Annotated in this window: 14 protein-coding genes and 1 pseudogene; 14 read left to right on the top strand and 1 reads right to left on the bottom strand. The window is 37.2% G+C overall.

Translation table 11 applies throughout. The features are described 5' to 3' along the window. The 4 genes and pseudogenes from rsgA (at position 1) to spoVM (ending at position 2,291) form a co-directional block, all read left to right on the top strand. The gene (rsgA, locus tag PY093_RS00745) at positions 1-885 is read left to right on the top strand and encodes a ribosome small subunit-dependent GTPase A (protein WP_275643935.1); all 885 of its coding nucleotides are present in this window, start codon (positions 1-3) and stop codon (positions 883-885) included. Positions 886-889: 4 nt separating this feature from the next. Further along, on the top strand, positions 890-1,531 hold the full coding sequence (gene rpe, locus PY093_RS00740; protein WP_275643934.1) for a ribulose-phosphate 3-epimerase: 642 nt from the start codon (positions 890-892) through the stop codon (positions 1,529-1,531). A 120-nt stretch (positions 1,532-1,651) separates the two neighbouring features. Then, positions 1,652-1,726, top strand: a pseudogene (locus PY093_RS21270) (thiamine diphosphokinase); the annotation flags it as partial. A gap of 484 nt (positions 1,727-2,210) precedes the next feature. Further along, complete coding sequence (gene spoVM, locus PY093_RS00735) at positions 2,211-2,291, top strand: stage V sporulation protein SpoVM (protein ID WP_275644182.1); 81 nt, start codon at positions 2,211-2,213, stop codon at positions 2,289-2,291. 79 nt (positions 2,292-2,370) lie between these two features. On the opposite strand, the gene rpmB is transcribed toward spoVM, so the two are convergent. Next, the gene (gene rpmB / locus PY093_RS00730; RefSeq protein ID WP_193472733.1) at positions 2,371-2,559 is read right to left on the bottom strand and encodes a 50S ribosomal protein L28; all 189 of its coding nucleotides are present in this window, start codon (positions 2,557-2,559) and stop codon (positions 2,371-2,373) included. Between the two features lie 257 nt (positions 2,560-2,816). On the opposite strand from rpmB, the gene PY093_RS00725 reads away from it, so the two are divergent. The 10 genes from PY093_RS00725 (at position 2,817) to acpP (ending at position 12,417) form a co-directional block, all read left to right on the top strand. Further along, entirely contained in the window at positions 2,817-3,179 is a 363-nt protein-coding gene (locus tag PY093_RS00725; RefSeq protein ID WP_275643933.1) for an Asp23/Gls24 family envelope stress response protein, read from the top strand. A gap of 15 nt (positions 3,180-3,194) precedes the next feature. Then, a complete protein-coding gene (locus PY093_RS00720) occupies positions 3,195-4,880 on the top strand; it encodes a DAK2 domain-containing protein (RefSeq protein ID WP_275643932.1) in 1,686 nt (561 codons plus the stop codon). 99 nt (positions 4,881-4,979) lie between these two features. Then, a complete protein-coding gene (gene sdaAB, locus PY093_RS00715) occupies positions 4,980-5,642 on the top strand; it encodes an L-serine ammonia-lyase, iron-sulfur-dependent subunit beta (protein WP_275643931.1) in 663 nt (220 codons plus the stop codon). Positions 5,643-5,708: 66 nt separating this feature from the next. Further along, entirely contained in the window at positions 5,709-6,596 is an 888-nt protein-coding gene (gene sdaAA / locus PY093_RS00710; protein WP_275643930.1) for an L-serine ammonia-lyase, iron-sulfur-dependent, subunit alpha, read from the top strand. Continuing rightward, positions 6,589-8,637, top strand: a complete 2,049-nt coding sequence (recG, locus tag PY093_RS00705; RefSeq protein ID WP_275644181.1) for an ATP-dependent DNA helicase RecG — start codon at positions 6,589-6,591, stop codon at positions 8,635-8,637. Before sdaAA ends, recG begins: the two co-directional genes overlap by 8 nt. A gap of 111 nt (positions 8,638-8,748) precedes the next feature. Continuing rightward, entirely contained in the window at positions 8,749-9,318 is a 570-nt protein-coding gene (fapR, locus tag PY093_RS00700; protein ID WP_275643929.1) for a transcription factor FapR, read from the top strand. Between the two features lie 12 nt (positions 9,319-9,330). Continuing rightward, positions 9,331-10,320 carry a phosphate acyltransferase PlsX gene (gene plsX, locus PY093_RS00695; protein WP_275643928.1) on the top strand — a complete coding sequence of 330 codons (990 nt, stop codon included), beginning with the start codon at positions 9,331-9,333 and terminating at the stop codon, positions 10,318-10,320. 25 nt (positions 10,321-10,345) lie between these two features. Continuing rightward, positions 10,346-11,299 (top strand): ACP S-malonyltransferase, encoded by a 954-nt coding sequence (gene fabD / locus PY093_RS00690; RefSeq protein ID WP_275643927.1) that lies wholly within the window; start codon positions 10,346-10,348, stop codon positions 11,297-11,299. After that, positions 11,292-12,032 (top strand): 3-oxoacyl-[acyl-carrier-protein] reductase, encoded by a 741-nt coding sequence (fabG, locus tag PY093_RS00685; RefSeq protein ID WP_275643926.1) that lies wholly within the window; start codon positions 11,292-11,294, stop codon positions 12,030-12,032. Before fabD ends, fabG begins: the two co-directional genes overlap by 8 nt. A gap of 151 nt (positions 12,033-12,183) precedes the next feature. Further along, positions 12,184-12,417 (top strand): acyl carrier protein, encoded by a 234-nt coding sequence (gene acpP, locus PY093_RS00680; protein WP_275643925.1) that lies wholly within the window; start codon positions 12,184-12,186, stop codon positions 12,415-12,417. Positions 12,418-12,565: the final 148 nt, after the last annotated feature.

Genomic DNA, 12,565 nt, shown 5'->3' with positions numbered 1-12,565 from the left:
ATGCCAGAAGGCAAAATCATAAAAGCTTTAAGTGGTTTCTATTATGTACTAGACGGTTCCAATCAAATTACACAATGTCGTGGTCGAGGTATATTTCGCAAGAATAAAATTACGCCCCTTGTTGGGGATCTTGTGGTGTTTCAAGCAGAAAATGACTTAGAAGGATATATTATGGAAGTCTTAGCTCGAAAAAATGAATTAGTTCGGCCGCCGATTGCAAATGTTGATCAGGCTATACTTGTGTTTTCTGCTGTTGAACCAGACTTTTCGACATTGCTTCTCGATCGGTTTTTAGTTTTAATTGAAGCTAATGACATTGAGCCGATCATTTGTATTAGCAAAATGGATTTAACAAGCGAGAGCATAAGAGAACAAATTGAAAATGCAGTTAAACATTATGAAGCAATTGGATATAAAGTAATTATGACCTCTACGATTCAGGAACTGGGTATAGAAGAACTTCTTCCGTTAGTAGAAAATCAAATTTCTGTTTTTGCTGGACAGTCTGGTGTAGGCAAATCATCATTATTAAACGTGTTACGCCCTGATCTAGAACTAAAGACAGACGATATTTCCTCGCACCTTGGAAGAGGTAAGCATACTACAAGGCATGTTGAATTAATAAAAGTTGGTTCAGGACTTATTGCTGATACCCCGGGATTTAGCTCACTTGAGTTTACTGACATTGAGGTCGAGGAATTATCTTACTGTTTTCCTGAAATATATAAAGCTGGTGCAGACTGTAAATTTCGCGGATGCTTACATACATCTGAACCTAAGTGTGCAGTGACGCAAGGGGTTGAAAGTGGTGAGATTCAGGATTATCGTTATGAGCATTATATTAGCTTTTTAGAGGAAATAAAGGATAGAAAGCCGAGGTATTAACACGATGATTAAAATTGCACCATCAATCTTGTCAGCTGACTTTTCGAAGCTAGGTGATGAAATAAAAGATGTTGAAAAAGGCGGAGCAGATTATATTCATATTGATGTGATGGACGGTCACTTTGTTCCAAATATCACAATCGGAGCAATGATTGTTAAGGCTGTTAGACCAATAACACAATTACCATTAGATGTACATCTGATGATTGAAAATCCAGATCAATACATTTCTGATTTTGCTAAGGCAGGTGCTGATTATATTTCTGTTCATGTCGAGGCTTGTAGACACCTTCACAGGACGATTCAATTAATAAAAAGTGAAGGGGTAAAGCCTGGTGTAGTATTAAACCCTGCAACCCCAATAGAGTCCATCAAGCACATTTTAGATGATGTGGACTTAGTTTTACTCATGACAGTAAATCCTGGTTTTGGTGGACAGAAGTTTATTCATTCAGTTTTACCGAAAATAAACGAGCTATCAAAAATCATAAACGACCGTGAGCTTTCTATCGAAATTGAAGTTGACGGTGGAGTTAACGAGGCCACAGCTAAACTTTGTGTAGAAGCGGGAGCAACTGTATTAGTAGCAGGGTCAGCTGTTTATGATGAAAAAGACCGAGCAATTGCTATTTCAAAATTAAGATAAGTATGAACTAAAACCCTCCTCTTTGTATGAACTACAATTGAGGAGGTTTTTAAATTAATTTACCGGTGTTTTTACCCGGTATTAAAGCATTTATGCTTATTGGCTGTTTTTAACCCATAAAATAAGTGTCATATTAAGAACAATCCTACACTATGTATTAGTAACGAACTTATAAATTATACAGGTACTTTTTAATTCAATAATGGCATATTAATGTTGATAAAGAGTGACGATTATATACTTATATCATCACTAATCTAGGTACTCTTTTCTTGGTTGTGAATATACTTATAAGGACTCATGTTTAATGCGTTTAATTAAAAAAGATAAAAAATTTTTTACCTAGTTTTGGTGTCAAGCTCCTTGCGCCACCTGTCTCTATGGTATATGTCAACTTTAAGGAGGAAAACCACCTTCTTAAAGTCGACTTGCACAGGATGTACTAATGTCAATGTTCGCCACAGGACGTGGCAGGTTTTAGTCGACCTTCCATACAGGCGGACGTCCTGCGCTTTTCTAATGTTTTCAGATACATTAGAAGAAAGAAGTAATATTCAACAGAAACAGCTGAACCATAAGCATTGTTAACAGCATTAGGGGATATTTTATTCACCAATGTTAGCAATTCTTTAACCGGGTAGAAAGAAACGTACAGGAAATTGTGTTGAGGAGGGAAACTATGAAATTCTATACGATTAAGTTGCCAAAGTTTCTAGGAGGCATAGTTCGTGCAATGCTGGGGTCAATTAAAAAAGGATAATAAAAAAGCACCAGTTTTAGGTGCTTTTCTTTCTGAGGACAATCAATTATTGTCCTCATTTTATTTGCGCTTTCAACAATTACACACGTTCAACTTTACCAGATTTAAGAGCTCTTGCTGAAACGTATACACGTTTAGGCTTGCCATCTACTAAAATACGCACTTTTTGAAGGTTTGCACCCCATGTACGTTTTGAAGCGTTCATTGCATGAGAACGTGCATTACCAGAACGAGTTTTCTTACCCGTAACTACACATTTACGTGCCATATTATTTCCCTCCTTACTACCACAAAACTAACCATTTTACTTAACTAGTTCACGAAAATACTTTATTAATTTATCACAACTATCATTAGAATGCAATAAAAAGCTTTCAAGAATTAAACCTTGACATATAAAATTAGCAATTATGTATAATAATATAGATATATACTTACTAAAAAAAATAGAATAGCTTTAAAAAATATCAGTATTATAGTAAAATGACGTTAGCCAAGATGAACAATTCCAAAGGGGGAACTTATATGTCCATCGAATTAAAAACGAAGTACGGGCAAATTGATATATCGAATGAAGTGATCGCTACAATTGCTGGTGGAGCTGCTATTGATTGTTATGGAATCGTTGGTATGGCATCAAAAAATCAAATAAGAGACGGGATTTCAGAAATTTTACGAAAAGAGAACTTTACTCGTGGAGTTCTTATTCGCCAAGAAAATGAAGAAGTACATATCGATATGTTTATAATCGTAAGCTATGGTACAAAAATTTCTGAAGTAGCTCACAATGTACAAACAAAAGTAAAATATACACTAGACCAAACTGTAGGACTAGCTGTTGATTCGGTTAATATCTTTGTTCAGGGAGTTCGTGTTACGAACCCGTAAGAGGAGGAAAAGTTTGTGTCAATTACAAAGTTAGACGGAAAACGTTTTGCGGAGATGATTATACAAGGCGCAAATCACTTATCAAATAATGCCAAAATGGTTGATGCGCTAAACGTTTTTCCAGTTCCAGATGGTGACACAGGAACGAATATGAATTTGTCTATGACATCTGGTGCAAGAGAAGTAAAAAACAATGTCAATGCTCATATTGGTAAAGTAGGAGTAGCTTTATCGAAAGGTCTCTTAATGGGTGCTAGGGGTAACTCAGGAGTTATCCTTTCACAAATTTTTAGAGGATTTTCAAAAGCTATTGAGAAAAAAGAAAGTATTACTTCAGTAGAATTTGCAAATGCACTTGAAGCTGGTGTGGAAACGGCTTATAAAGCGGTTATGAAACCGGTGGAGGGAACTATCTTAACGGTTGCAAAGGATTCTGCAAAGCGGGCCGTAGCTGAATCTAAGAAGCAGAATAATATTGTGCTATTAATGGAGGAAACTGTAAAAGAAGCTAAAGCATCTTTACAACGTACACCAGATCTCTTACCGGTTTTAAAAGAAGTTGGTGTTGTTGACAGTGGTGGTCAAGGACTAGTCTTGGTATATGAAGGATTCCTTGCTGTGTTAAAAGGTGAAGAATTACCTGGCACACCGCTTGGGATGCCAAGCTTAACAGACCTTGTAAATGCCGAGCATCACAAAAGTGTTCATAGCCATATCAACACAGAAGATATCGAGTTTGGTTATTGTACTGAATTTATGGTTAAATTTGAAGATGACAAGGCTCAAAAGCATCCATTTAGTGAAAATAAATTTCGAAATGACTTAAGCAAGTACGGTGATTCACTTTTAGTTATTGCAGATGAAGAAATTGTGAAAGTACATATTCATGCCGAACAGCCTGGCGATGTGTTAACGTACGCACAACGTTACGGTAGCTTAATAAACATGAAAATTGAAAATATGAGAGAACAACATAGTAATTTATTGTATGAGGAGCAGGAGTCTTCCCCTCAAACAGCAGCCCCGAAGCCGAAGAAGGAAAAGCAAAAATATGGTATCGTTTCAGTTGCAATGGGTTCAGGTATTGGAGAATTGTTTAAAAGTATAGGTGCTCACGCAGTAATAGAAGGTGGGCAAACAATGAACCCTAGTACGGAGGATATTGTTAAAGCGATTGAAGAAGTTCATGCAGAACATATTATCATTTTACCAAATAACAAAAATATTATCATGGCGGCGGAACAAGCTGCACAAGTGGTTGGCAATAATGTAATTGTTATTCCAGCTAAAACGGTACCACAAGGTATGGCAGCATTACTTGCTTTTAATCCTGCTTTGGATTTGTCGGTGAATGCAAACACTATGAAGGATGCACTATCTAGCGTGAAAACTGGACAGATTACATTCGCTGTTCGTGACACAAATATTGATGGATTAGATATTGAAAAAGATGATTTTATGGGTATTTCAGATGGTAAAATTATTGTAACGAATAAGGATAAAATAATTGCAACAAAAGAGTTATTATCTGTTATGATAACAGAAGGCGATGAAATAGTAACAATCATACACGGCCAAGATGCTACAGAAGAAGATGTAAATGAACTTGTTTCCTACATTGAAGACCAATTTGAAGATATCGAAGTAGAAGTTCATAATGGCAACCAACCTCTATACACTTTTATTTTTTCAATTGAATAACATATAAAAATAGAAGGGTTTATCCCTTCTATTTCAATGTAAAAAAATAGAGATAATAACATATCCATTAATTACCTCTAAAGGGAGAGAAGCGTTGATATGAAATACAGAAGTGTTTTTGATATAATTGGTCCAGTTATGATTGGCCCTTCAAGCTCACATACTGCTGGGGCGGCAAGAATTGGTCGAGTAGCAAGAAGTCTATTTGGGAGAGAACCCAAATGGGCAATTATTTCACTTTATGGTTCTTTTGCTAAAACATACAAAGGGCATGGAACAGATGTAGCTGTAATCGGAGGGTTATTGGATTTTGATACATTTGATGAAAGAATCAAGACCTCGCTTGATATTGCTAATGAAGCTGGTATGAAAATAACATTTCTTGAAGAAGACGCTATTACCGATCACCCAAACACTGCAAGAGTTCTAATTGGTGATGACCAAGGTGAACTTGAGCTAGTCGGTATTTCAATAGGTGGGGGAAAAATTGAGATTACAGAATTGAATGGCTTTGAACTAAAGCTATCAGGTAACCACCCTGCGATTTTAGTGGTCCATAATGACCGGTATGGTGCAATAGCTGGCGTAGCAAACGTATTAGCTAAATATGCTATTAATATTGGTCACATGGAAGTTGCACGGAAAGAAAAAGGACAACAAGCGTTAATGACAATTGAAGTAGATCAAAATATTGATCAAGAGGTTCTTGATGAATTAGGCAAACTTCCAAACATTCTTAAAGTCACAAAGATTGTTGATTAAAAGTGTCTAAAATACAATATTTGAAAACGTTTCCACAATTTGCTTGTGCGAGGGAGGAAGAATTAGATGTTCCGCAATGTTGCAGAATTGGTAGAATTAGCAGAAAGTAAAAATATGAAAATATCAGAAGTTATGATCAATCAAGAAGTTGAGATAACAGGGAAAAGTCGAGAAGCCATCCTTAAACAAATGGGAATTAATTTAGAAGTAATGGAACAAGCGGTAGAAAAGGGTATACAAGGGGTTAAATCACACTCAGGGTTAACTGGTGGAGATGCCGTTTTATTACAGAAGTATATAGAAAAAGGAAATTTTCTTACAGGGAAAACAATTCTTGATGCAGTAAGCAAAGCTGTAGCTACTAATGAAGTGAATGCGGCAATGGGAACAATTTGCGCAACACCTACTGCTGGGTCTGCAGGTGTTGTACCAGGGACATTATTTGCAGTTAGAGATAAATTAAATCCTACAAGAGAACAAATGATTGAGTTCTTATTTACAGCAGGTGCTTTTGGCTTTGTAGTTGCTAATAATGCTTCGATTTCTGGAGCCGCAGGTGGGTGTCAGGCTGAAGTAGGTTCTGCTTCTGGTATGGCTGCTGCTGCAATTGTAGAAATGGCTGGTGGTACACCTAGTCAGTCTGCTGAGGCAATGGCCATCACTCTTAAAAACATGCTCGGTTTAGTCTGTGATCCAGTTGCTGGTCTAGTAGAAGTTCCGTGTGTAAAACGAAATGCAATGGGAGCAGCAAATGCAATGGTTGCAGCAGATATGGCACTAGCAGGAATTACTAGTCGTATTCCTTGTGATGAAGTCATTGATGCCATGTATAAAATTGGTCAATCAATGCCTGTTGCACTTAGAGAAACTGCGCAGGGAGGTTTAGCGGCTACACCAACAGGACGAGAGCTCGAGGCTAAAATCTTTGGTATACCGCTATCTAAAGGTGAATAGCGTATTAAATAATCCGATTACAGAGATAAAAGGTGTAGGTGAAGAGATTGCCCTTCATCTAAACGAGATGCACATCTATAAAATAATTGATTTACTAGATTATTTACCTTATCGCTATGAAGATTACCAACTCCGTGATCTAGCTGAAGTTAAACATGAAGAGCGTGTTACGGTTGAAGGGAAGGTTCACAGCGAACCTTCCTTAACGTATTTTGGTAGGCAACGTTCAAGGCTAACCATTAGGCTGTTGGTAGGTAGGTACCTAGTAAAGGCTGTATGCTTTAATAGACCCTATTTTAAAGATAAATTTTCACTTAACCAAACAATTACTGTGACAGGTAAATGGGATCAACATCGACAAACAATTACTGTTAGTGATATCAACTTTACTCCATCCACAAGAGATAAAGACATTGAACCAGTCTATTCTATAAAAGGGAAAGTAACTGTTAAGGGTATGAGAAGATTTATTTCACTTGCTTTAAACCAATATGGTCAGTTTATTGAAGATACAATTCCATTGCCTCTACTATCAAAATACAAACTTCTCTCGAAAATTGATGCGATTCGTATTATGCACTCACCAAAAAGTCATGAGGATTTAAAGCAGGCTAGACGCCGACTTGTATATGAAGAATTTTTATTATTCCAATTAAGAATGCAAGCATTACGTAAATATGAACGTGAACAATCAAAAGGAATACAGCATTCCTTTTCCGTATCGCTTTTAGAAGCGTTCATAAGCGCACTACCATTCCCTTTAACAAGTGCTCAACAGCGTGTAGTTGAGGAAATTACATCTGATTTAGAAAAGCCCTTTCGAATGAACCGCCTGCTGCAAGGTGATGTCGGTTCAGGAAAAACAATTGTCGCTGCTATTGCACTGTATTCAACCGTGTTATCCGGCTATCAAGGAGCATTAATGGTCCCGACTGAAATACTAGCTGAACAGCATGTTCAATCACTAAAATCGTTATTTAACCCTTTTAATGTTAGAGTCGAACTTCTTACAGGCTCAGTAAAAGGTAAGCGAAGAAGAGAACTACTTCAACTACTTTTAGATGGTAAAATTCATATTCTAGTAGGAACGCATGCATTAATACAAGATGAGGTTAGCTTTGAAAAGCTTGGTCTTGTTATTACAGATGAACAGCATCGTTTTGGTGTTGAGCAGCGTCGTGTTTTACGAGAGAAAGGTGAAAGTCCTGATGTATTGTTTATGACCGCAACGCCAATACCACGCACACTTGCTATTACTGTATTCGGTGAAATGGATGTATCCGTTATAGATGAAATGCCTGCAGGGCGAAAAACGATTGAAACCTATTGGGCTAAGCATGATATGTTAACTCGAATACTGAGTTTCATCGATAAAGAATTAGTAAAAGGCAGGCAAGCCTATGTTATTTGCCCTTTAATAGAAGAATCTGAAAAGTTAGATGTTCAAAATGCAATTGATGTTCATAGTACACTTACACATCATTTTCAAGGGAAATGGGAGGTTGGTCTTATGCATGGTCGCTTATCTTCAGAAGAAAAGGATTCTGTCATGAAAGATTTCAGCCAAAATGATGTGCAAATCCTCGTATCAACAACAGTTGTTGAGGTAGGAGTTAATGTACCAAACGCAACTATGATGGTTATTTATGATGCTGAGCGTTTCGGCTTATCACAACTACATCAATTAAGAGGACGAGTTGGTAGAGGCAGTGAACAATCATATTGTATTTTATTAGCTGATCCTAAGTCGGAAGTAGGAAAAGAACGAATGAGGATTATGACAGAAACAAATGATGGATTCGAACTATCTGAAAAAGATCTTGAACTTCGAGGACCAGGAGACTTCTTTGGAAAAAAACAAAGTGGTATGCCAGAGTTTAAAGTTGCAGACATGGTACATGATTATCGGGCCTTAGAAGTTGCTAGAGACGATGCAACAAAACTAATAAATTCTAAAGCATTCTGGGTGGATGAACAATATCTTCCTTTAAGAGAAGTCTTAGAAAAGTCCGGTATTCTAACGGGTGAAAAGCTCGATTAAAATGATAAGTTCGTGAAAGCAGATTGCAAGTATAAGTCTTGCAATCTGCTTTTTTAAACTTTATACTACTGTTAGTACCTAGTCATAATAGTTCGGATGGTGTTACAATACATGAGACGAAATAAAAAAGAGAGACAAGGCAGCCTACTTGAAACGATAAATGAAAATCCATTTATTACAGATGAGGACCTTGCAGAAAAATTTACTGTAAGTGTTCAAACAATAAGATTAGATCGCTTAGAGTTATCAATTCCTGAATTAAGGGAGCGAATTAAGCATGTTGCCGAAAAAAAACTTGAAAATGAAGTTAAAGCTTTGCCTATAGATGAAGTAATTGGTGAAATTATCGATATCGATTTGGACAAGAGTGCCATATCAATTTTAGAGGTAACAAGGGAGCATGTCTTTAAAAGAAACCAAATTGCCCGTGGACATCACTTATTTGCTCAAGCAAATTCACTAGCGGTTGCTGTTATAAACGATGAGTTAGCTTTAACTGCTAAGGCGAATATTCGGTTTACTAGGCAAGTTAAAGAAAATGAAAGAGTTGTCGCAAAAGCTAGGGTAAAAAGTTTGGAACAAGCTAAAGGGAGAACGCTTGTAGAGGTAGACAGTTTCGTTGGAAATGAATTGGTGTTCTCAGGTGAATTTGAAATGTTCCGTTCTAACAAAAAAGAGTAAGGGTGATTACATATGAGAATTGCAATTGATGCGATGGGTGGAGATCATGCACCAAAGGAAATCGTTGCAGGTGCAATCAAGGCGGTCGAACACTTTAAAGATCTACATATAACATTGGTTGGTAAAGAAGCAGAAATCCGTAAGTACTTAACAAGTGTTGAACGTATTACGATTATACATACCGATGAAGTAATAGAAGGTACGGATGAACCTGTTAGGGCAGTTAGACGAAAGAAAAATGCCTCTATGGTATTAATGGCAAAAGAGGTAAGTGAAGGAAATGCAGATGCATGTATATCTGCAGGGAATACAGGTGCATTAATGACGGCAGGCTTATTTATAGTCGGGCGAATCGAAGGTATTGATAGACCAGCACTTTCACCAACACTTCCAACTATCGGAGGAGAAGGATTTCTTTTATTAGATGTCGGTGCTAATGTTGACGCTAAGCCTGAGCATCTATTGCAATATGCAATTATGGGTTCTATTTACACAGAAAAAGTACGTGGAGTAGCAAGCCCAAGAGTAGGCTTATTAAACGTCGGTACTGAGGATAAAAAAGGGAATGAGTTAACAAGGGATGCTTTCCAGCTACTAAAAGAATCAGGATTAAATTTTATTGGAAATGTGGAAGCTAGAGATTTATTAACCGGAGCTGCAGATGTTGTGGTAACAGATGGTTTTACAGGTAACGTAGCGTTAAAAACGATAGAAGGTACTGCGCTTGCTGTTTTTTCAATGTTAAAAACAGCTCTGACAAGTAACCTACAGAGTAAATTAGCAGCCGCGGTTCTTAAACCGCAATTAAAGGGAATAAAAACGAAAATGGATTATTCGGAATATGGTGGAGCAGGTCTTTTTGGCTTAAATGCCCCTGTTATCAAAGCTCATGGATCTTCAGACGCAAATGGACTATTTCACGCAGTACGACAAGCGAGAGATATGGTTACTAATAATGTTGCGAACACCATTTGTGAAGCATTGAGTAAAACAAGCAAATAAACTAACTTATAAGGGGGAGAAAAGGATGGGGAAAATTGCATTTATTTTTCCAGGGCAAGGTTCACAAACGGTTGGTATGGGTCAGCAATTAGCGCAACGATATGCTAATGTAGCTACTGTTTTTGAAAGAGCGGACCAAACACTTAATACGGAGCTATCTTCATTAATTTTTAATGGACCAAAGGAAACCTTAACGTTGACTGTAAATGCACAACCAGCTCTTTTAACAACCAGCATTGCAATACTAGAAAAATTTAAAGAGGCCAATATCAAACCTGATTTTGTTGCAGGTCATAGTCTTGGAGAGTATACAGCTCTTGTGGCAGCAAATGCGATTGCCTTTGAAGATGCTGTATTCGCAGTACGTAAACGTGGGGAGCTAATGGAAGAAGCAGTTCCTGCAGGAAAAGGTACAATGGCTGCAATCCTTGGGATGGAAAGTGAAGATCTGCTTAAAATAACAAATCAAATTACCTCTGAAGGTAATCCAGTACAATTAGCTAATTTAAATTGTCCTGGTCAAATTGTTATTTCAGGTTCAACTGAGGGTGTACAGTTAGCTTCTGCTATGGCAAAGGAAAATGGTGCAAAAAGAGCCATTCCTTTGGAGGTAAGTGGTCCGTTTCATTCATCCTTAATGCAGCCTGCAGCTGAGAAGTTTACAGAAGTATTAAATCATATTAAAATCCAAGATGCAACAATTCCAGTCATTTCAAACGTAACGGCTATGCCAATTACTAGAGCAGATGAAATTAAAACGAAGCTTATTGAGCAATTATATTCTCCTGTTTTATGGCAGGGTATTGTTACAACGTTACTAGATTCAGGTGTAGATACCTTTATTGAAATCGGCCCCGGTAAGGTTTTGTCAGGCCTAGTAAAGAAAGTGAATCGACGAATTACAACATATTCAATCAGTGATGAGGAATCACTCCTTTCTACAATTGAATCAATCAAGGGGGAGACACAAAATGCTTAATGGAAAAGTAGCGCTTGTAACAGGGGCTTCAAGAGGAATCGGACGTGCTATTGCAATTGAACTAGCGCGTCAGGGTGCAAGTGTAGCAGTTAATTATTCTGGAAGTGAAGCAAAGGCGATTGAAGTGGTAGCTGAAATTAAAGCACTCGGTAAAGAAGCAATCGCTGTACAAGCCGATGTAGGAAACGCGGAGTCAGTCGGAGCTATGACTAAAGAAGTCATAGCGACATTTGGCACATTAGATATACTAGTAAATAATGCAGGGATTACACGTGATAATTTGCTAATGAGAATGAAAGAAGAAGAGTGGGATGACGTAATAAATATTAATTTGAAGGGCGTTTTCAACTGTACGAAGGCAGTTACCAGACAAATGATGAAACAACGCTCTGGAAGAATTATTAATATAGCATCTATTGTTGGTGTTAGTGGAAATCCGGGTCAAGCTAACTATGTTGCTGCCAAAGCAGGTGTGATTGGCTTAACGAAAACAACTGCAAAAGAGCTAGCTACAAGGAATATTAATGTAAATGCGATTGCACCTGGCTTCATTACAACAGATATGACAGATAAACTAGCAGAAGAAGTAAAAGTAGAGATGTTAAAGCAAATTCCACTCGCTAAATTTGGTGAACCGAAGGACATTGCAAACGTAGTACTTTTCCTTGCTTCTGAACAAAGTAATTATATGACAGGACAAACCCTACATGTTGATGGTGGTATGGTAATGTAAAATATTATTACACTAGACTACAACACTCAGTCTTATCCCGCATTAACGGGCATTAACACCCTCTGAGGGAAGTTACCTTTATAGTAATATTTACTTGACCTGGTTTTTTTAACTAAAATCTACTATAATACTTGAGGGGAGGTGACTGAAGATGGCAGAAGTATTAGAGCGTGTAACAAAAATTATCGTTGATCGTTTAGGCGTTGATGAGGCAGAAGTGAAATTGGAATCTAATTTTAAAGATGATCTTGGTGCTGATTCCCTTGATGTAGTTGAGCTTGTTATGGAACTTGAAGATGAGTTTGATATGGAAATCTCTGATGATGATGCGGAAAAAATTGCAACTGTTGGAGATGCTGTTAACTACATAAATAGCAAGGCTTAATATTTTTTGTAAAGTCCCGTAATTATATTATTACGGGGCTTTACATCTTTATCTTAAACAATAACTAGTACTTCATGATAACTTTAAAATGAATGGGAAACACTTTTGGTAAGTGCATACCTCTGTTTTTTTTTGTAATTGTTTTCGG

The organism is Cytobacillus sp. S13-E01 (assembly GCF_029193815.1).
In the GTDB taxonomy this organism is placed as follows: domain Bacteria; phylum Bacillota; class Bacilli; order Bacillales; family Bacillaceae_L; genus Bacillus_BV.
This window is presented reverse-complemented; position numbering and strand designations above follow the sequence as displayed.

What these genes read in the sequence shown, in the direction of transcription:
- rpe (WP_275643934.1), top strand. Translation starts at nt 890, where the DNA reads ATGATTAAAATTGCACCATCAATCTTGTCAGCTGACTTTTCGAAGCTA.
- fabG (WP_275643926.1), top strand. Translation starts at nt 11,292, where the DNA reads ATGCTTAATGGAAAAGTAGCGCTTGTAACAGGGGCTTCAAGAGGAATC.
- fabD (WP_275643927.1), top strand. Translation starts at nt 10,346, where the DNA reads ATGGGGAAAATTGCATTTATTTTTCCAGGGCAAGGTTCACAAACGGTT.
- sdaAA (WP_275643930.1), top strand. Translation starts at nt 5,709, where the DNA reads ATGTTCCGCAATGTTGCAGAATTGGTAGAATTAGCAGAAAGTAAAAAT.
- sdaAB (WP_275643931.1), top strand. Translation starts at nt 4,980, where the DNA reads ATGAAATACAGAAGTGTTTTTGATATAATTGGTCCAGTTATGATTGGC.
- rpmB (WP_193472733.1), bottom strand. Translation starts at nt 2,559, where the DNA reads ATGGCACGTAAATGTGTAGTTACGGGTAAGAAAACTCGTTCTGGTAAT.
- acpP (WP_275643925.1), top strand. Translation starts at nt 12,184, where the DNA reads ATGGCAGAAGTATTAGAGCGTGTAACAAAAATTATCGTTGATCGTTTA.
- rsgA (WP_275643935.1), top strand. Translation starts at nt 1, where the DNA reads ATGCCAGAAGGCAAAATCATAAAAGCTTTAAGTGGTTTCTATTATGTA.
- spoVM (WP_275644182.1), top strand. Translation starts at nt 2,211, where the DNA reads ATGAAATTCTATACGATTAAGTTGCCAAAGTTTCTAGGAGGCATAGTT.
- fapR (WP_275643929.1), top strand. Translation starts at nt 8,749, where the DNA reads ATGAGACGAAATAAAAAAGAGAGACAAGGCAGCCTACTTGAAACGATA.
- plsX (WP_275643928.1), top strand. Translation starts at nt 9,331, where the DNA reads ATGAGAATTGCAATTGATGCGATGGGTGGAGATCATGCACCAAAGGAA.
- PY093_RS00725 (WP_275643933.1), top strand. Translation starts at nt 2,817, where the DNA reads ATGTCCATCGAATTAAAAACGAAGTACGGGCAAATTGATATATCGAAT.